General features: G+C 38.2%; 18 protein-coding genes. 17 read left to right on the top strand and 1 reads right to left on the bottom strand.

What is annotated here, in order from left to right; all coding sequences use genetic code 11:
- The first annotated feature begins 8 nt into the window (after nucleotides 1-8).
- The 3 genes from E6C50_RS01910 to E6C50_RS01900 all read left to right on the top strand — a co-directional run bounded on the left by E6C50_RS01910 (nucleotide 9) and on the right by E6C50_RS01900 (nucleotide 2697).
- The gene (locus E6C50_RS01910) at nucleotides 9-1358 is read left to right on the top strand and encodes a DUF6602 domain-containing protein (RefSeq protein WP_136401511.1); all 1350 of its coding nucleotides are present in this window, start codon (nucleotides 9-11) and stop codon (nucleotides 1356-1358) included.
- 45 nt (nucleotides 1359-1403) lie between these two features.
- The gene (locus E6C50_RS01905; protein WP_136401510.1) at nucleotides 1404-2120 is read left to right on the top strand and encodes a GNAT family N-acetyltransferase; all 717 of its coding nucleotides are present in this window, start codon (nucleotides 1404-1406) and stop codon (nucleotides 2118-2120) included.
- A 184-nt stretch (nucleotides 2121-2304) separates the two neighbouring features.
- On the top strand, nucleotides 2305-2697 hold the full coding sequence (locus E6C50_RS01900; protein WP_211089511.1) for a hypothetical protein: 393 nt from the start codon (nucleotides 2305-2307) through the stop codon (nucleotides 2695-2697).
- A gap of 630 nt (nucleotides 2698-3327) precedes the next feature.
- On the opposite strand, the gene E6C50_RS01895 is transcribed toward E6C50_RS01900, so the two are convergent.
- The gene (locus E6C50_RS01895; RefSeq protein WP_136401509.1) at nucleotides 3328-3840 is read right to left on the bottom strand and encodes an RNA polymerase sigma factor; all 513 of its coding nucleotides are present in this window, start codon (nucleotides 3838-3840) and stop codon (nucleotides 3328-3330) included.
- A 323-nt stretch (nucleotides 3841-4163) separates the two neighbouring features.
- On the opposite strand from E6C50_RS01895, the gene E6C50_RS01890 reads away from it, so the two are divergent.
- From E6C50_RS01890 to E6C50_RS01825, 14 genes are all read left to right on the top strand, one after another.
- Nucleotides 4164-5372 carry a hypothetical protein gene (locus tag E6C50_RS01890; RefSeq protein ID WP_136401508.1) on the top strand — a complete coding sequence of 403 codons (1209 nt, stop codon included), beginning with the start codon at nucleotides 4164-4166 and terminating at the stop codon, nucleotides 5370-5372.
- 248 nt (nucleotides 5373-5620) lie between these two features.
- Complete coding sequence (locus E6C50_RS01885) at nucleotides 5621-6091, top strand: hypothetical protein (protein ID WP_136401507.1); 471 nt, start codon at nucleotides 5621-5623, stop codon at nucleotides 6089-6091.
- A 138-nt stretch (nucleotides 6092-6229) separates the two neighbouring features.
- On the top strand, nucleotides 6230-6556 hold the full coding sequence (locus tag E6C50_RS01880; RefSeq protein ID WP_136401506.1) for a DUF4134 domain-containing protein: 327 nt from the start codon (nucleotides 6230-6232) through the stop codon (nucleotides 6554-6556).
- 10 nt (nucleotides 6557-6566) lie between these two features.
- Complete coding sequence (locus tag E6C50_RS01875) at nucleotides 6567-6995, top strand: hypothetical protein (protein WP_136401505.1); 429 nt, start codon at nucleotides 6567-6569, stop codon at nucleotides 6993-6995.
- Between the two features lie 40 nt (nucleotides 6996-7035).
- Nucleotides 7036-12543: an Eco57I restriction-modification methylase domain-containing protein gene (locus E6C50_RS01870; RefSeq protein WP_136401504.1), complete on the top strand. Its 5508-nt coding sequence runs from the start codon at nucleotides 7036-7038 to the stop codon at nucleotides 12541-12543.
- A gap of 9 nt (nucleotides 12544-12552) precedes the next feature.
- Entirely contained in the window at nucleotides 12553-12885 is a 333-nt protein-coding gene (locus tag E6C50_RS01865) for a DUF4133 domain-containing protein (RefSeq protein ID WP_136401503.1), read from the top strand.
- A gap of 33 nt (nucleotides 12886-12918) precedes the next feature.
- Entirely contained in the window at nucleotides 12919-14070 is a 1152-nt protein-coding gene (locus tag E6C50_RS01860; protein ID WP_136401502.1) for a hypothetical protein, read from the top strand.
- A gap of 78 nt (nucleotides 14071-14148) precedes the next feature.
- On the top strand, nucleotides 14149-14757 hold the full coding sequence (locus tag E6C50_RS01855) for a hypothetical protein (RefSeq protein ID WP_136401501.1): 609 nt from the start codon (nucleotides 14149-14151) through the stop codon (nucleotides 14755-14757).
- Nucleotides 14758-14875: 118 nt separating this feature from the next.
- Complete coding sequence (locus tag E6C50_RS01850; protein WP_168732722.1) at nucleotides 14876-15448, top strand: hypothetical protein; 573 nt, start codon at nucleotides 14876-14878, stop codon at nucleotides 15446-15448.
- 36 nt (nucleotides 15449-15484) lie between these two features.
- Nucleotides 15485-17968 (top strand): TraG family conjugative transposon ATPase, encoded by a 2484-nt coding sequence (locus E6C50_RS01845; RefSeq protein WP_394346661.1) that lies wholly within the window; start codon nucleotides 15485-15487, stop codon nucleotides 17966-17968.
- Between the two features lie 4 nt (nucleotides 17969-17972).
- Nucleotides 17973-18674 (top strand): conjugal transfer protein TraI, encoded by a 702-nt coding sequence (locus tag E6C50_RS01840; protein WP_136401498.1) that lies wholly within the window; start codon nucleotides 17973-17975, stop codon nucleotides 18672-18674.
- Between the two features lie 7 nt (nucleotides 18675-18681).
- Nucleotides 18682-19110, top strand: a complete 429-nt coding sequence (locus E6C50_RS01835) for a hypothetical protein (RefSeq protein WP_136401497.1) — start codon at nucleotides 18682-18684, stop codon at nucleotides 19108-19110.
- 2 nt (nucleotides 19111-19112) lie between these two features.
- Nucleotides 19113-19760 (top strand): hypothetical protein, encoded by a 648-nt coding sequence (locus tag E6C50_RS01830; protein ID WP_230978933.1) that lies wholly within the window; start codon nucleotides 19113-19115, stop codon nucleotides 19758-19760.
- A 2-nt stretch (nucleotides 19761-19762) separates the two neighbouring features.
- Nucleotides 19763-20392, top strand: coding sequence for a TerB family tellurite resistance protein (locus E6C50_RS01825; RefSeq protein WP_136401496.1), 630 nt, complete (start codon nucleotides 19763-19765; stop codon nucleotides 20390-20392).

The following is a 20392-nucleotide window of genomic DNA, read 5'->3' as shown; positions in this document are numbered from 1 at the left end:
AATATGATATGGAAGATCGCTTTGGACAGCATGGATGGAAAGAATTTAATAGAAATAGAAAAGATATCTTATCTGAGTTAGATAAAATTCTTGAACAAACCGAAAACCGACCTATTCAAGTTGCTCATGGCCTAGGAGTGGAAGCTTATCTTAGAAAATGGTTATCTGAATTTTTACCCAAAAAATATGGAGTAACATCTGGTTATATCATTCCCAATTTATATGGTAATAACTTTAAATTATATCACTATGATATAATTATTTACAATCAGCTTGAAGCTCCAATTTTATGGACAGAAGGGAATTTTGATCAAAGTGAGCAAGGTAAATACAGAGCTATTCCTGCAAAACACGTTGTCGCTGTCTACGAGGTTAAATCAAGATTGACCAAATCGAATATTACTGACGCCTTGAATAAACTAAATCAAACATCTGATTTTAGTTCACAACTTAATCCTTTTTACAGTAGCGGGATAATTTTTATAGACTTAAAGGAAAATGACAACAATAATGAATCAATAATTAAAGAGTTAATAAAAGGCAAGGACATTTTAGGGTTTAGTGGAGGTCTAATACTACGGTATGAAGGAGATCCTACCGCTACGGGGCTAATTAGATTATTTGACATACAACCCGAAAACAATTTTGATATCAACCTTTACAAGCCAATTGCTAAACCAATAGATTCTTTGAATATTTATCTAACTGAAGAGGGAGCTCTTACAATAGCAGAAAAAGGTGCAGGAGTGAAATTAGTGGCAACATCAACTAATAACTTGTCTTTTTCCAAAACTTATGGCATTTATTTCAATGAAGGGACAAAATCAATTCATATTAAATGGTCAAGAAATAATTTTTCAGATTTCTGCATAGAGTTAATAAGTTCACTAGAAGGATTAGTATATAATGACAAAAACAGACCTTCTTTTGGACAAGTATTTGATAATTTAGAAATGAAAAAAGCACCCAGACAGAGCAAAGTGAAGGAAGAAGGAAAACCATTTTTAGTTTTAACACTATATGAAGGTGGAGAACTCGGCAATAAATTGACAATAGATAATGACACGTTAACTTTCGTGGTTTCTATCGAGAACCAGGGAGCTCTGCCTGTAACACTTTCAGATGATTTATTTAAAAGTAAATTTGAGCTACCTGCTGGAGAAACAGCTATTAAAACAGTATCATTAGAATTGCAAACTGATAAAACTGATAAAACGTTTGCTGATCTAATCAAGCAAGACGGAGTAGAACATCTTTACAGAGTAGTATATTATGCTGATGAAATAAAAAAAGACTTTTTATCAATTGAAGCGAATATTAGAATTTATAAAAATGAAGTAACGATTTCTGACTTGTAAAATAAACGTTATCAGGATTTTGTGTAATGCTATAAAACCTTTAAAATGAACTTATCCTTTGATATTAACACAAATCCAACTGTAGATAATCTCAATGAGATAAAAAGTTGGCTATTAGAAGAACATAAAATTAGTAATGAAGGATTTTATTGTAATTGGAATTTAATTGAAAAGAGTTATGAAAATGAAGAGTTATTAATATTTCAAAATGATGATTTAATTATTGGCTTTATTACATGGAGAAATTGTGGAATTTATGCGTCACTTGATATTATGGAGATAAAACCCAATTATAGAAGAAAGGGGTTTGGAAAATTATTTTATGAGAGCGTAGCTGACTACTATCAGAGTATTGGTTTAATAGCTATAAAGCTATTTTGCGCTCCGATTACTTCCGAAAAGTTTTGGAAAAAAATAGGCTTTATTAAATTCCCAAACCGAGGGTATTCAGAACCTGACTTGACCTACTTTATCTCCTTAATAGATATTAATACACCAGGCGAAAATGATTATGGAAATAAACTTGAATTATGGAATTTGGAACCATATAAAATAAAAAATCAAAAGCCTAAGTGGATTTGGAAAATTGAAAATGAGAATTTAGAATTTCTGAAACCAATTCTTCATCCTTGCAATGGAAATTGGAATTTACGATTGACAATGAATAATGTAATAATAAAAGAAAGTAAGGTGAAATATTTTTCTGATGCAAACAATGAAATTGAATACGGTCCTTTTCTTTACATTACAAAATTAAACTAAGTTATCACGTATAATACTAGTTTTGTGCCATAGCTCGCTTTATCCTCCTGAAAATATAAGCCAATCTTTACGATTTAGTAACACATATTTCTTTATTTAGCAGCTTGTGTTCGAATCTGCGTGGCGTTAGCTTTTAGCTTAGGACAATAGTGCCACAAAAAACTTTTAAAAACAGATCTCCATAATGAAAAAAATATTTTTTGCATCAATGATGCTCTTGACAGTAATCTCAGTTTCTGCTCAAAGTGGGGCTGACACAGCAACTCAAAATATCTCGACGGATAGCAATGTTGAGTATAGGCTGTTCTCCACAAAAAATATGAATATTTTTATTAAACTGAATACGAAAAATGGTCAGATGTGGCTCGTGCAATGGTCTACTAAAGGTAATGAGTCAGAAGTTGCGTTATCCTTGGTGTCACGCGTTCCAAAAGAAGAGGAGAAGAATGGGAGATTTTTTCTCTATCCAACAACAAATATATATAATTTCATTCTGCTGGACCAAATTGACGGACGTGTATGGCAAGTTCAATGGTCAGTGGAACCTAAAGACAGAATGGTAGTACCCATATTATAAAGGAAATTTGAATACTGTTCCTTTTATTAAATTTAAGATAATGTGAATTACGTTTGTAAATCGTCAATTATCTTTTTCAGCTCTTTAAGATATTTACCGTAGACTATACGGCAATACAAATTTATAAGGATTAAAAATAAGACTGTGGTAAATGTTAGTATTAAGATTATTGTTACTAGCTTGTCAAGCGATATTATAAATTGAAAAAGCTTTTGATCATAATACTTGTCCAGAAACGTTATTAAGAGTGCTAAAAGGGCGTATGGAACAATAAAAAAGCTGAATGATTTATATCTTTCTATAAATATCTGCAATGCTATATAAACTTCCGATAATGTTTGACTGGATGAGAGATGTAAAACATTCAGACTTCTGTAGAAATTTCTAAAAGAAAAAAGATAGTAGCATGCAGATGCGAATATCATGGCATAAATAATAAAATATATATTCTTCAATACAGCCGAAAATGAAAACAGTAACGGGAAAAATGCTAAAAAAATAACACCCAATATCTGCGCAATTATCTCGCGGTACAAAGTCTTTTGTAACCTTCTCAATGGGTGATTTGATGATTTGGAGAATTGTATTTCTATTTCATCCTGTTCCGACTTCCAGTTATTTTTAAAATCGTCAAAATTCATAACCTTGCTTTTTAATGATTTCCTTAGTTTTTTCTTTAATCCTGTTTAGTTTTACTCTAGCGTTCACTTCACTTATACCAAGCTGTTCTCCTATCTCTTTATGAGGAAGTCCTTCTAAATGATAAAAGATTAATGCCTTTTCGACTGGTGTAAGTTTGTAAATTGCATCATAGAATATTTTAGTCTGTAATTCTTTAATATCGGTATCGTTTTCTTCAACAATTTCGGGTAATTTTTCGTAGAAGTGAATGATTGATTCCTTTTTTTGCTGCTGAAGATATGTTAGTGCTGTATTTACAGCTACTCTATACATCCAAGTGGAAAAGGAACTTTCCCCCCGAAAAGATGGAAAAGACTTCCATAGCTGATAAATGATCTCCTGTTTTAAATCTTTTCTGTCTTCTTCATAATCAAAATAAATACGACTCACGCGGATGATAATTCCGGAATGTCGTTTTAAACGTTGTAGAAAAGCATCTTCGTCTGATTTCTTAAAAAACACGTTAGTTTTCTAATTGGATTTTGAACTAAAAACTATAACTCAATAATGCAAATAAAAAATGGGAATCCAATGGTTATTTATAAAAAATAGCAGAGTCAGGAAATATCTCATCCAAATATGTTGGTTTCAGGTTTGGTATGTGAAATTTTGTTTTCTTGCATTTATAGCAGTCATTTAACTTGGAGACAGATTAGATAAAATTTTTGATTTTCTGCATAAAAATATTTTTTTTTTGTAACGAAACTCAATATTTCCGTACCTACTTAGGAATTATGTAAATAAATTATTGTTAACGGTTTGTCTAATTAATCTACCTGTGAATTATGCAAAATAGTTATCCATTAGAGTCTATTGATTTATTGGCAACGATAACATTAAATCCGAATGTCGAGGATTTGCGTACTTTTAGTCTTGAACAGTATGAGGATATTGTGAAGTATCTCCGAGAGGAGCGTTCTCGACTTCAATCGGTGATAAAAAGACAGGTATTTGCTACGAATAGTACGAAGGAGGTAGAAGCAATAATACGGAAGTATTATTCAGCAACAATTAACATTATTGATACGGTATTTGCTAATAAATCTAAGTTACCAGACGGGAATCCTGAATTACATAAAATTTATGAAGATTTGCTCCATGTTCTCGGCGATCTTCTGGCATTTATTGAAAACCGGTTTGCTAAGTTTTTAAGCCAAGAAGAAAAAGTCGCACTAACATATCTATTTATTTCTAAGCAGCGGTTAAAGCAAAAATTAGAACATTTTCAGATGCGTATTGATTTTAATCAGCTTCCTTACAAGGCTCCATACCAACTGTTGATTAAGCGTCTAAACCGTTTTACTCGCCTGAAGGAGTTTGATTTCGAAATAACATTTAGAACTTTGTTTTATAAGCGTGAACTTGTTAAAGGCTTAGAATCTATGGAGATCGATAATAACCAGCTTTCAGAGGTGATTTTTACCCAGATTGACAAACTGCTTATTTACCTGAATTATAATAGTAAATCCTATATTGACGAACTGACCCTGAGATTGTATGATCAGATCAGTTCTTTCGAAAGTTCAAAGAAGAAGGTAGAACGACTTTGCTACTTTAGAAAAACGTTCCGACAACTGCATAGAAAGCCAGGCTTTATTTTAAACCCGAATTACCATGATCTTGACGTGGTAATTGAAAAATGGTTTGAAGAGGAAATTAGCTATTGGGAGAAGCAAATCTCCTTTGGGATGGATTTAGAGGATACATTAGACGCTGCAAAGAAAAAGGATTCGGAGTCAATGCAAAAAATTTTATGCAGTCTATCCGCAGATCAGGTTGCTTTAATTCTTCGGGGTGCTGATGAAGCGCGAATATTTGTTGCAAATTCCATAACGGAAGTTTTTCGAACGGTAGTACCTTACCTTTCGACACCACATAGAAAGGATCTATCCTATGAATCCATGCGAACGAAATCCTATGTTGCGGAAGACCGCGATAAGCAGTTAGCCATCGAAGCACTACATAAAATTGCTAAACGAATAGAAAGTTATTGATCGTAAAGAAAATTTAGCAACAGTAATTTAGCCAGTCAGAATACACAAATTCTGACTTTTTTATTTCTAAAATTCTTCATTTATCGTTGTTAACCACTGATTTTTCATAGGGTAGCAAAGGTAGCAGTATAGGTAGCAGGTAAATTCGTACTTGTTGTGCCTTGATCATCTTTGCAACTTTGCTTCAGCTTAAAAGGAAAACCCGGTAGGAGATCTGGGTTAAATGTTGAACTAAAAACAATGATGTTATGCTTAATCAATTTACTTGGATCGACTATTTTATCGGAATCTGTGTTGCCATGGTAATTTACTACCTCTGGTTGGCGATAAAATATTTTAGAAACGACATTACCCATGTCATTCTGTCAAAATCAGATGAACGCTTTGGTTCTGATCTATTTGAAGATGAGTACCAGGATGTGACAGAGGTAAAGTCAACTTCGGCTATGCAGGAAGGAACTGCTATTCTGAATACACTGGACAATGACTTTGAGGAGATCGAATTTCTCATCCAGAAACTTAAAAAGGTTATTGCTGATACGTCAAAGTCTAAGCCAGTAAAGGCTGAATTCAAAGAATATCTACGATTGGTCTTAAAAGAGTACCCTTCAGTCAAGGATTCCGCTTTACGCGAGTCTGTGAATGAATTGATTGTCGCGGAGACTGAAAAATATGGAATCGTCATACTGAGCAGGGAAGAGGTTGATGTGCTGTGGTAGAACGTGAGGTTGACGGTTCCTAACGAAGTTGGCTGTCCTATTCGTCTCGGTGCGGTATGGTAAGTGTGATGGATTTGCGGGTAGTGTAATAGCGCAGCCACTTCGTTTTTCTTATGTAAAAATTAAACTTCGAGTGAAATGGAAAAGTGTGAATGGATAACGAAGAATAAAATTCGTTCAGGGTTGGTATTAGCCCTACTCATTGTGAGCGTATCGTCAGTATATGCTCAGGACGGAATCGCCGGAATAAATGCTGCCAATCAGCAGGTGCGGAGCTACTTTGCCGCCGGCACGAACTTAATGTATGCAGTTGGCGCCTTGTTAGGGCTTATCGGTGCTGTCAAGGTGTACCAGAAATGGAATTCAGGTGATCAGGATACGGGCAAAGTTGCTGCTGCATGGTTTGGAAGTTGTGTTTTTTTAGTCGTGGTAGCGACTGTCATCCAAAGTTTTTTTGGGGTTTAATCAAGATCATATGTTTACCATTCTTAAAGAAAAATTGTGGGCATATATCATTGAACACAATCCGGAACTTATGTTCGACTTGCAAGAGAACTATTCCGTTGGTTCTTATCTGGATGAACAGATCAAATCGGTTATGCCGCTGGTAGATGAACTTTTAGAAGGCGGGCAACCGGATTACATCGTGCAAGAACGATGTATGGCAGAGCTTACTGCTGCGTTGAAGCCATCGAAGTTTTTGTATATCAAAAGCGTCATCGAGGAGGAATTTCCAGATGATTTTGATCGTCTGAAGGAAGAAGGAACATTGACCTATGAGGTTATCAATCTTCTGCAAATCTGTACGGAAACATTCAATCAATTTGATTTTTCGGTAGAAACAGAAGACAACAGGCATCTACGGTATGCCATTATAGCGGAAGTTCATAATTATCTTTTGTAGAAGTTGTTTGGTTAAGTGAGAGCGGTAAAGTGCGGGGGAAATGGCTTACAATGTTGGACAAAAATTAGCAGATAATATCAATGCTATACGGATAGCTTTATCTTGGGATGGCGCTACGTCTTTGTCCGATGGTGAGCTGCAATTACTTCGGAAGTATGCTGGATTCGGTGGGATTAAGGTCATACTGTATCCGCCAACAAATGTTGAAGAATGGCGGAGTCTCGGTGCAACGGATAGTGATCTTAAACACTTTGACAGTATTTGCGACTTACATCAGTTGTTATTAAATAGTTTGGATAGTCTAGTTTATAAACAGACTGTAAGTTCGTTAAAGGAAAGCACATTGACAGCTTTCTATACACCCGAAGTCGTACCCCGTACTTTATTTGAAATTCTAAAGAATTATGATGTCCCTATCCAGCGGTTATATGAACCGTCTGCGGGAAGTGGGGTATTTATCGAAGAAGCTATCCGAGCATATCCGGATATGCAGCATATCACCGCCGTGGAGAAGGACCTGCTCACGGGGCGTATTCTATCCGCAATTAACCATCATAATTTAATAAAAACCGATACCCATATCATCGGATTGGAAGAAACTTCGAACGATGAAAACGGAAGTTATGATCTGGTTGTAAGTAATATTCCATTCGGTAATTTTCTTGTTTACGATCCCGAATTTAAGGACAAGGAATTAACTGGTCGTATTCATAATTATTTTTTTGCAAAGGGTCTTAATAAACTTAAAGAAGGCGGAGTAATGGCTTACATTACGACCGATGCTTTTTTAAATAGCCCATCCAATGCTCAGATACGAAGATACCTGTTTGATAGGGCGGATTTTGTTTCTTTGGCAGTGATGCCGGATAATCTAATGAAAGATTCCGGAAATACGCAAGCTCCCAGTCATCTACTCATTGTACAGAAGAACAGTCAAAAGGAAGGTCTTGCCATGCATGAGCAGGAATTGATTGCGAGTGAAAAGGTAAAAGGTCTCTTGGGAGACTATTACCAGAATACGTACATCAGTGAACATATTGATAGAATTGTTATCGGCGATGAGGTGGTTGACGGACTTAATCAGTACGGAAAACCGTCTAAAAGCATCTGGTTAACGGGTGGGGATATCAACATGATCGCTTCACCGCTAAAAGAAATTCTTAAAAGTGGTTTTGAACATAATTATACCAAGAAAGCAGTCGAAGTTCCGTCTGTTCAGGTAGATATTTCTGATGTCGGCAAACTGAACCTTACCTATCTGGCAATGCCGGAAAATGCGCAAAGTAATTTCTCAGGACAAATAGGACTATTTGATTCGGTTGAATACCTGGATCGGGCGGCAGCCTATCTGTCGGAAAAAGATCTGAAAATTGTAGATAAGCAATCTGCAAGAATCATAACTACGATACGGACAACGGATAAGCCTTCGCACGAATGTATTGTGGCAATTGCTGCAAAGGGAATAAAAAACAATCAATACCGATATAAATTGTATTCCAATTTAAAAGAAGTTGATTACCTGTCGTCGGACTGGCTTAAAGCTAAAGACTTCGGATCGGAAATCGGGCGTGCGTCCAATTTTTTATCGGGCTATGCGCACACTTTTACATACGAAGGCGACCCGTCATTAGAAAACCGTTTCAGTTTACTCCTGCAAAAAGCTACTCACTTTTATCGTTTGCAGCCTTTCTATAAAGATGGTACCCTGGTTTTGAATAATGGAGAAGTGGGGTTACTGGAGCAGGTAGATATTGACCATGACCGTGCGCTTTTCAAGAATCTGGATCTCACAAGGAATCTTTCGCTATATAAGCATTACATAACATTAAGGGATTCTTACATTACGCTTTCTGAACAGGAGAAATATAATCCTGAAGAGGCAAGCGATCTGCGGGATAAGCTCAATAATTCCTATGAGTCGTTTGTCGAGAAATATGGTCAATTGAATAGACTGGCGAATAAAAAACTAATCTTGGAAGATCGGGCATTTGGTCTGACCGTTTTGTCATCGTTGGAACGACGGGAAGCCGAGCAATTTGTCAAAGCGGATGTTTTAACAAAATCGGCTAAAAAAATAAAGGAAGCGCTCCGAACAGATGATCCTATCGTTGCTTTATCGCATAGCCTTAATGATCTGGGACGGGTAGATATAGCTTTTATTAGTTCGGCAATGGGCGTAAGCCCTAATGAAGCTGTTGAATTGCTCGGAGATAGAATTCTGCTTAATCCGGACGGTGATACCTGGGAAACGGCTGATCTTTACCTAAGTGGTAATGTGGTGGAGAAAATGGTGAAGGCAGAAGCTGCTATTGACCGTAGTGCGGGTAATTTACAATATCAGCGTAGTTATGATGCAATTGTTGCGATCCAGCCCGAACGTATTCCATTTGAACTACTGGATTTTAACATGGGAGAGCGGTGGATACCACAGAAATACTACAGCCGCTTCGGAACAGAATTTTTCGATAGCGATACAAAAGTTCGCTATTTCCCGTCACTGGACAGTTTCAAAGTTTCCGTTAGCCATAACATTAAAGTGGATCGGGAATACGCGATTGTCAATGATAGAGGTAGTAAAGTGTATGGCTATACATTATTTGAGCATGCACTGGAAAACACTGCTCCGTTCTTTACATACGAAGTAGAGAAGGACGGTAAAAAAATCCGTGTTCCCGACAATGAACTGATCCAGTTGGCACATCAGAAGATAGAGGTGATGCGGAATGGCTTTGTTAGCTGGATGATGGCATTACCCGAAGTGGATAAAAGAGAAATCGAAAAGCTATACAACGATACTTATAATTGTTATGTGCTGCGTGAGTACGATGGGAGTCACCTTACATTTCCGGGCTTAGATAAAAAAGGACTGGGTATCGAAGATCTCTATGTATCTCAAAAAAATGCCATCTGGCGTATCATCCAAAATCGCGGGGCGTTGATCGACCACGAAGTGGGATTGGGCAAAACACTGACAATGATAGTTGCAGGTATGGAAATGAAAAGGTTTGGCATTATCCAAAAGCCTATCATACTTGCGCTAAAGGCTAACGTGGGTGATATTGCCGACACTTATAAAAAGGCTTATCCATCAGGTAAATTGTTGTTTCCAAGTGAAAAGGACTTTGAACCACGGAACCGAGTTAGGTTATTGCACGAAATAAAAAATAATGATTGGGACTGTGTGATATTGACGCACGATCAATTCGGGAAGATACCGCAGTCTCCCGAAATTCAGCAACAGATCTTTAATGTGGAACTCGAAAATGTCGAGCGGGATCTGGATACAGCCCAGAAGGAAGGAGGGGATATTTCAAAGAAAGTGCTCAAAGGTCTTGAGATCCGAAAAAAGAACCTTATCGGAAAATTGAGAGCCGTACGGTTTAATATTGAGAAAAAGAAAGACAGCGGCATCACCTTCAATGATATGGGACTTGACCATATGTTTGTGGATGAAAGCCATAAGTTTAAGAATCTAACCTTTACTACTCGGCATAGTCGTGTGGCGGGGCTGGGTAATGTGGAAGGGAGTCAAAAAGCGCTTAATATGTTGTTTGCCGTAAGAACTTTACAATTACGGTACAATGCAGATATCTGTGTGACTTTCCTGACGGGTACACCAATTTCAAATAGTCTAACGGAGGAGTACCTGATCTTTAAATATTTTATACCGCGCGAAATGGAGCGCCTCGGGATTGAAAACTTTGATGGATGGGCCGCTGTGTATGCAAAAAAATCTACAGATTTTGAGTTCTCGGTTACGAATGAGATTATCGCAAAGGAGCGGTTCCGGCATTTTATTAAAGTCCCTGAACTTGCTTTGTTGTACAATCTGATTACGGACTACAAGACAGCAAAACACATTAGCCTTGATAAGCCGGAACTAGATGAAAAACTGATCAATATTAAACCGACACCCGAACAGCAGGTGTTTATTGAAAATTTAATAGAGTTTGCTAAAACAGGGGATGGCGTATTGATCGGAAGAGGACAGTTAAGTCAGGCCGAGGATAAAGCGCGTATGTTGATTGCAACCAACTACGCTAAGAAAATGTCGGCCGATATGCGGTTAATTAATGAGATAGTTTATTGCGACCATCCCGAAAATAAGATCAATTACATAGCCCGCCAGGTTGTTGCCGAGTATCACGACAGTACACCATTTAAAGGTACACAGATTGTATTCTCAGATATTGGTACGCCCAAGTCTGATCAATTCAATCTTTATGACGAGTTGAAAACCAAGCTTGTCAGGGACTTTGACATACCTGAGCATGAAGTGACGTTCATTCACGATAATAACTGGGTGGGTTGGAAGCGTTCGAATCTGTTCAAAAAAATGAACGATGGGGAGATTCGTATTCTCATTGGTAGCACGGAAAAAGCCGGTACAGGGCTTAATGTGCAACAGCGGGTCATTGCCATGCACCATGTTGATATACCGTGGACTCCCAAAGACTTAGAGCAACGAAACGGCCGAGGAAGCAGGCAAGGAAACTGGGCGGCGAAGCAGTATCGTGATAACAAAGTGAGGACCTATTACTATGCCGTAGAACAGAGTCTGGACAACTATAAGTTTAACTTATTAAAGAATAAGCAGACCTTCATTTCTCAGATGAAGAACTGCGAGCTAAACGTAAGAACGATCGACGAAGGCGCTTTGGATGAACAGTCCGGGATGAATTTTGCGGAGTATATCGCAATCCTGTCCGGAGATACCTCATTACTTGAAAAGACGAAGCTACAAAAGAAAATAGCTGTTTTGGAAAGCTTGAAAGCGAGTCATTTTCGTGAAGCTTTTGTGAATAAGAATCTTTTGCAATCGACTATCCATGAACTGGAAAAAGATACTGCCACTTATAGTCGGTTAAAAGAAGACTATTTGGTTTATGAAAAAAACTTGTATTACGAAAATGACGGTACAAAGGCTAATCCTGTAAAACTGATCGGTTGCCCATCTACGCAACCGGATCTAATAGGTAGACATCTTCTTGATCTATTCAAAAATTGGAAACCCAAAGAGGGAGAAACAGAGCAGAAAATTGGTACGCTTTATGGTTTTGATCTTTATATCCGTAGGATTAACGAGACACATGAGTATAACGGAAAAATTGCCTACGGTTACAGTCATAATCTTTATGTTCAAAGGAATGACGGCATAAAATATACCTCGAATCAAGGATTTCCTAATGCAAATAATGAAAAGCTTGCGGCGCGCTATTTCCTAAATGCGCTGGAACGAATTGACGGATTACTGTACACATATGATCGACAAATAAGGGAGCATTCCGCTAATATTCCAAGATTAGAGGAATTGTGTTCCCTGGGTTTTTCACAGGAAGAGGAATTACAGGCGCTTAGAATCGAATTGAGTAGTCTTGAGCGGGAAATATCGCTCAAAATCAAAGAAAATAGATTAAACGAAGGTGAGATGGTCGAAGAGACAGCTGTCATTGGACCAAACGAACAGCATCAGGCTGAAAAAGGGGAGACACTGGAACCGGTGGTAATACAGGCTTCGCGTCAGAGAAACAGTGGTATGAGAATATAAAATTACAATATGTCAAATAGTGTTTACAAAATAAATAAAGGGATTAACCAGAGCATCGAATTTAAGGGCTTAAAGGCACAATATATCTGGTATTTGGGCGGCGGCGTTGTGGGATTACTGATACTGTATTCAGTAATGTATATCATAGGTTTACCCACCGTTGTTTGTCTGATCCTAATCGGAGGATGTGGCACATTGCTGGTTATGAAAATATACAAGATGAGCCATAAGTACGGAGAGCATGGTTTGATGAAAGCGCTTGCGCGAAAGCAGGTGCCCAAAGTTGTGAAATGTAATAGCAGAAATGTTTTTCAGGCATTTGGCAAGGAAAGGAAAAAGTGAAGTTTAATCTAATACAAGGATAGGAGGTGGAGCGTGAGAGAAGAAGAACGTTGTTTTATTGGAGAACATATGTATCGTATTGATACGACATTTGAGGAGCTGATTCAGGTTGGTAATCCGGATAATATCATATCAATCGATGACATGGTAGAATATGACAATTACTATGCGGTAAAGATTGATCCTAAAACGGGGCTTCTTGTTGAAAATGAAAATACAAAGATGCCATCCGTTAAGATTCCTAAGATATGTTTTGAAGAGGGCTATGGCGAAGGATCTGCTTATGCTGAAAATTTTAATAAAAAGCTGGGCAAAAGCTATGGCGTAAAATTGCTTGATAAGCAGGCATTGGTGGAACTTGAAAATATGCCTATGCCGTGCACGATCCGGGAACTCCCAACTATTGAGAAAAATGGCTTTCAGTATGAGATTGATGTTTCATTACGTGAGATACGGAAAAAAGATGAACCGCTTGTATTTATTGATCTTAATGGACTCGAACCCTACAAGGGAAAATACGGTTTTTTTATCGACGAAAATGGGAAAATAATTGATACGGATGATAAAAAGGCAACCTTGGTCAAAATTAAACACCTGGTTAAACAGGTTCCCGAAGAAGTTTCCAGAGTCTATGGTATTCCGGTAGAAAAGCTACCTAAAAAGGATTGGAAAATCCGGTCTAACCCAGACTATGTGGAAGAAAGAATTAAGGGAGGAAAGCTACCTGTTATCCGGATTGTTGATGAAGATTACTATGTGGATACCCGGTTAAGGGAATTGAGATCGTCCAACAAGTTCTGGAAAAAAATAGAATTGAAAGATACGGGTGGTCGCGGTAATGATGAATACGATAACAAGTTTGTCTTTCTCTATGATTATCTGAACAGAAAGATAATACCGGACAATGGGGATTTAAAGGAACTTCCTAAGCATTCTGTAATGATTGTTATTCCCGATATCGAAACACTAGATCCTATAGGTGAGGGACGTGAAATCTATGGCGATCCTTATTATCTGCTTGATAGGTATCCTTATCAGCCAAAGACGGAAGCTCGGATTATCCCGATAGAAAAGACACCCTATTCAAGACTGGTCAAGAATAATAATCCAGTGATAGCGCAAAAAGATCAGCTTGATAAAAATGCAGCTTTGAAAACCACGCGAAATAAGGGACAGAGCTACTAAGGTTGATCAATACAGGAATTTAAGGAAATGATAGCGAGCGTTTCGTTCTATTAGTGGAAGTTTAGTGCGGGAGGAAAAATGAAATTAAGTGATGAGCAAGAGAGACTTTATCAATTACGAAGAAAGGGCGTTCTGCCTGAAATTGAATTACCGGGTCAGGTATATGTTGTGGATTGGCGGGAGCGCGTTTTGCGCGCTAAAGATTGTATCGATGTAGCGCCGCTTGTCTTATCGGAGCGAAAGCGAAACTTTTATGCAGACATCTATTTTTTTTACTATAACACAGTCGAAAAGAAGTTTGTTGATCTGGATATGAAGCTGACGATGCTTCCCAAAGACGTTATGATCGTAAAAATACCCGGTGGATTGCAGCTTGACCCTGTTGGTGTAGCAAGAGAATATGGAATCGATGAAAAGAAGTTCGTAAAAGACAATCCGATGTCGGAACGAATTGTAGCAGAAGCAATTCCGTTAACGATGACCAACCTAATTACGATTGCTGAACGAAACCGTGTAAAGGAACTACTTGCTGAAATTGAATCTGAGGTAGAGGCACAGATTGACGCCGAAGAGAAGTCGATGCGTGAAGCTACAGCTAAAGCCGAAAATAACCCCTCACAAAAGGATGATAGCCAAAAAAAAATTAAGAAAGAACCGAAAAGGGGACGACGGGGGCGTAGAAAGTAAGAGATTGTTTGGATATGGATAGGAATTTTTAGCGATGGGAGAATACGTAAAGTATCGAGGACAGGATGTAAAGATTGGGACCTGCGAGAGTTTATACTATGTTAGTTACGATAAATATGTGGATTACGAGCGGGAAAAAAACAGTATTCGTGAGCGAACATTTACACCTATCTACCTTCAGGTAGAACAAGGTTTTTTGTTCCGATTCCCTTTTCCGGATGAAGACCGATTGCAATTTGGCCGCATTATCGACCCGCATGACAGAACAGTTGATATTGTTATTAATAAATCGGTCCGGGACAAAATTTTTGGAGCGTGTGATAGACAGGGTGAATCTAAAATAGGAATTGCTATGCAAAAGCCTGTACATAGGCGGTCGGACGGGCAATTCTGTTTGGCGCTTGTTTTTAAGGACCAATTAACGGGAGAACTTTACCGGATTGAAGAACCATTTGAGGCAAAGCTTATTGCCAGTCAGATTGTTCGACATCATATTCTGAACGAGACGGATCAAGATAGAAAGAAGTTTTATAGGGAGATTGCTTGCCGGATGCTTAAAGGTTATCGTGCGGGATTGCAGATCGGACAATATAGAGATTTACACTCCGCAGAAAATCAAAAGATCAATCAAGAAGTTAGAGACGGGAGTGAGATAGAGTTGAGACAACGCAAAAAGGGAAAAAGCATTTGAGGTAGATTAAGGTGTGGAACGGGGAGAAATCCCCAAATGGGAGAAAGTGCGATGGAGAAGTGGATAGATGATATTATGCCGATCATGGGCATTGAGCATGATTGTATATTAAGCAAACAGGGAGACATGACAATTGGGTTTCGGGTAGAACTACCGGAAATTTTCACATTGTCAAATAATGAATATGAAGCGTTTCACCAAATCTGGATAAAGGCAATCAAGGTACTTCCAAAGTTTACTGTATTGTATAAGCAGGATTGGTTTTTAGACACCAAATATAAACCGGATTTTACGGCAGATGATATCAGTTTTTTATCGAGAAGCAGTGATCGTTTCTTTAACGAACGTCCGTTTCTGGATCATAGTTGTTACATCTTTCTGACAAAGAAACCAAAAGATAGAAAAGTAGGTAATTCGATGTTTTCGAATCTGATCCGAAAGACGATAGTTCCCGACGAAAACCTGAATATAAATCATCTACAGGATTTTGTTGATTCCTGCGGTCAGTTCAAACATATTTTAGAAGAAAGTGGCTTTGTCAAGTTAAGACGCCTTACAGAATCAGATTTCAGAAGCGGTAAAAGAAATGTCGGACTAATTGAACGGTATTGCAATCTTACATCGGATAGGGAATCCATCTTTATTAAAGACATTGGTTTTAGTGATGGTATCCGTGTCGGAGGACAAACCGCACAGCTCTTTACACTTGCAGATGCCGCCGATCTTCCCTCTTTATGTGGTAGCCGGATAAACTATGATAAATACTCCACCGACCGAACAAAGTTCAGTATCGGATTTGCCAGTACATTGGGGCAATTACTTCCATGCAACCATGTATATAGCCAGTACATCTTTATCGAAGATTCAGCGAAAACATTGCAAAAGCTGGAAAGTAAGCGTTTGCGGTTACAGTCACTGTCGGCTTATAGCCGGGAAAACAGTATTGCCAGGGATGCTACCAATGATTTTTTAAATGAAGCCATCAGTCAGCAACGGCTACCCGTAAAAGCACACTTTAATGTATTGGTATGGAGTGATGAGAAGGAAGAATTGAAAGAACTGAAAAATAAAGTTTCTTCGGCTCTTGCACAGATGGATGCTGTTGTTAAACAGGAGACCGTTGGGGCACCACAGATATATTGGGCGGGAATTCCCGGCAATGCTGCCGACTTCCCCATGAATGATACGTTCGACACTTTCGCGGAACAAGCTACCTGTTTTCTGAACCTCGAAACTGGTTACCGCTCTTCGATCAGCCCGATGGGAATAAGGCTAGGAGATAGGCTGACCGGAAAGCCTGTTCATGTTGACATTTCAGATGAGCCGATGAAGATGGGTATATGCACCAACCGCAACAAGTTTATTCTCGGTCCTTCCGGTAGCGGCAAGTCTTTCTTTACAAATCATATGGTGCGTAGTTACTATGAACAGGGGACGCATATTGTATTGGTTGATGTTGGTCACTCTTACAAAGGTCTGTGTGATATGGTTAAGGGGTACTACTTCACATACAGTGAAGAAAATCCAATCCGGTTTAATCCATTCTACATCGGTGAAGGAGATAGCCTGGATACAGAGAAAAAAGAAAGTATCAAGACTTTGTTACTTGCATTATGGAAAAAAGACGACGAAGAATTTAAACGATCGGAGTACGTGGCTATGTCCAATGCCATTGGCGGATATTATGCCTATCTGGAAAGTAATACAGATGTATTTCCCTGTTTTAATACCTTTTATGATTTTCTGCGTGAACATTACGTCGGAGTGTTAACCGATGATAAAGTAAAGGAAAAGGATTTTGATGTTAACAATTTTCTGTATGTACTCCGACCGTACTATAAAGGCGGAGAATTTGATTACCTATTAAATGCTACCGAAAACCTGAATCTCCTTCAAGAGCGATTTATCGTTTTTGAGTTGGATAACATTAAAGATCATCCTATTCTTTTTCCGACTGTCACCATTATAATAATGGAGGTATTCATCAACAAAATGCGAAAAATGAAAGGGATTCGCAAAATGATCCTGATTGAAGAGGCTTGGAAAGCCTTAATGAAAGAGGGGTTCGCGGAGTATATTAAATACCTGTTTAAAACAGTTCGAAAATTCTTCGGTGAAGCTATCGTCGTGACGCAAGAAGTCGAAGATATCATTTCTTCCCCTGTGGTAAAACAGGCAATTATTAATAACTCCGATTGTAAAATTCTACTTGATCAATCTAAATACCAGAACAAGTTTGACCAGATCCAGGAACTGTTAGGCTTGACCGAGAAAGAAAAGGCGCAGGTGCTATCCGTTAATAAGGCGAACGATCCCTTGAAAAAGTATAAAGAGGTTTTTATCTCTCTTGGTGGCGTCCTATCCAAAGTTTATCGTACCGAGGTTAGTCTGGAGGAGTATCTGGTATATACGACCGAACAGACGGAGAAGGTCAAGCTAATGCAGTATGCCGACAAGTTTGGAGGGGATCTGGTTAAAGGTATTAAAGCAATGGCGGATGATTTAAGGAGTGAAATTTAAAATTATGCGTATGAGAAAGTATATAAAAATGTTGATCATCAGCTTAATGATGGCAACGGTGATGGTTCCGGTACAACCGGTACAGGGAGCAACGGCGGCGTTGGGTATTTTTAGTTTAGTTACTTCTGCGATCAATAAAGCTATTAAAGCCATTGATCTTAAAATCCAGCGTGCGCAGAACAAAGTTATCTGGTTGCAAAATGCACAGAAGACATTAGAAAACACATTAACAAAGCTAAAGCTGAAGGAGATCGGAGAATGGACGGATAAACAGAAAAAGCAATATGAAAGCTATTATGAAGAACTGACCAAAGTAAAAAGTATCATCAGCTATTATCAGCGGATCAGGGATGTCGTAGAAAAGCAAGGTTTGATGGTACAGGAATACGGGCGGCTCTGGAATCTGTTAAGACAGGATGCCAATTTTACAGCAGATGAATTGGACTATATGGAGGACGTGAACTCCGGCATACTTGGCGAGAGCTTACAGAACATTGATCATATCAGTTTGATCGTACAGTCCTTTACCACAAAAATGAGTGATGCAAAAAGATTGGAGCTTATCAACGAAGCTTCCAATCAGATCGATAAAAGTTATAATCGTTTACGCCAGTTTAATAACCAAAATATTCTGTTGAGTGTACAGCGGTCAAAATCACTATCTGAGATCGAAAGTGTAAAAAGATATTACGGAATTCAACAATAGGACTATTATGGAAAGGATCGAAAAGGCATTGAAAAATTTGGTCGATGAACTTGAAGGAAAGGGTTATGATACTAAAGCATTTCAAACCAATGCTTGTTACAGTGAAACTCTTGAGAAAAGTGTGAAACAGTATTTGTATGATTCTCTGTTAGGTCTGGAAGATGGGCTAAAGGAGGAGCTTAGGTTAGCTACCTATCTCAAGTTTGAAGGAGACGACAAAGAAAGTATATGCGGTTGCATGTTTGTGAAGTATGAACCCGGTATAATTGGAAAATTTGAGATATATGGGATGAACTTAGTTTATCGAAATGCGGGTATTTGGATAAGAAATGTTGAGCTAAAGAATCTTACTACAGCAACGTTACCCACTTGTGAAGAAGTTATTCAGAAAGTTGAAAATCCTAGAAATATAAAAAGTAAAAGATTCAAATTTTAAGTATGAAAAGGAATTTAATCATGTTGATTGCGCTTTTACTCACTTGGAGTGGCTTAAAAGCACAGACCTGGGATGAATGGTTTAACCAAAAGTCAACCCAAACGAAGTATCTACTTCAACAGATCGCGGCACTGCAGGTTTATATCAAATACACAAAAGATGGTTACAACATAGCAAAGAAAGGTTTAAAAACAGTCGGTGACCTATCCAAAGGAGAATTTGATATTCACGGTGACTATTTCGAGTCTTTAAAACTGGTAAACCCCAAAATTAGGACGCACCCGAAGGTCTCTACTATAATGCAGTTGCAAAGACGGATCATTAACCGATATAACATATCAAGAGGCGAATTACTTTTCAATGATGTGCTATCGGATGAAGAAAAAAGGAGTATAAATGAGGTGTATTCCCGACTTATTACTGATTGTGAAAAAACGCTCGATGAACTTATAAGCGTAATAACAGATCACAAACTGGAAATGAAAGATGAGGAACGTATTGAACGTATCGACAAGATACATCAGGATATGCAGGAGAAATTTATGTTCTGCGAAAGTTTCTCCGCGGAAAATAAGCTGCTCGCCATTGCCCGGCTAAAGGAGAAAAGGGAAGTAGAGCGTAGTCGGATTCAACAAGGTTTAAACAGATAGCTATGAAAAAAGTATTAGTAGTGTTATTCCTGATCAGCATCGGGATAACCAGAACACAGGGACAGGTTCAAGAAAGTATGCAGTTGGCATTAAATATTGAAAAACTTGCTCAATTCAAGCAGATTTTAAGCAACATGAAAAAGGGCTATGAAGCCTTGTCAGGAGGATATAATACGATAAAGGGAATCTCTCAGGGTAATTTCAAACTGCATCAAGCTTTTCTTGATGGCTTAATGCAGGTAAGCCCGACCGTAAGAAACTATAGAAAGGTCGGGGAGATCGTCAGTTATCAAGTAACATTGGTTAATGAGTATCGCGGCGCATATGAACGGTTCCGAAACGATCAAAATTTTACGGCTAACGAAATTGAGTATTTGGCTACCGTCTACAACAATCTTTTAAAAGAAAGTATAATGAATCTTGATGAGCTGACCAACGTCATCACTTCCGGTAAGATGAGGATGAGTGATGACGAACGATTAAAGGCGATAGATGGGATTTACAATGAAATGGAACAAAAAATCCTGTTTTTACGCCATTTCAATAATAAGACGGGTGTATTGGCGCTGCAACGTGCAAAAGAACGTAAAGATGCACAGACCATAGCAAGGATTTACGGAATTAATCACTAG

It is taken from the genome of Flavobacterium supellecticarium, assembly GCF_004801375.1.
GTDB lineage: Bacteria > Bacteroidota > Bacteroidia > Flavobacteriales > Flavobacteriaceae > Flavobacterium > Flavobacterium supellecticarium.
Note: the sequence above shows the minus strand (reverse complement) of the source record. Positions and strands in the feature narration are given on the sequence as shown.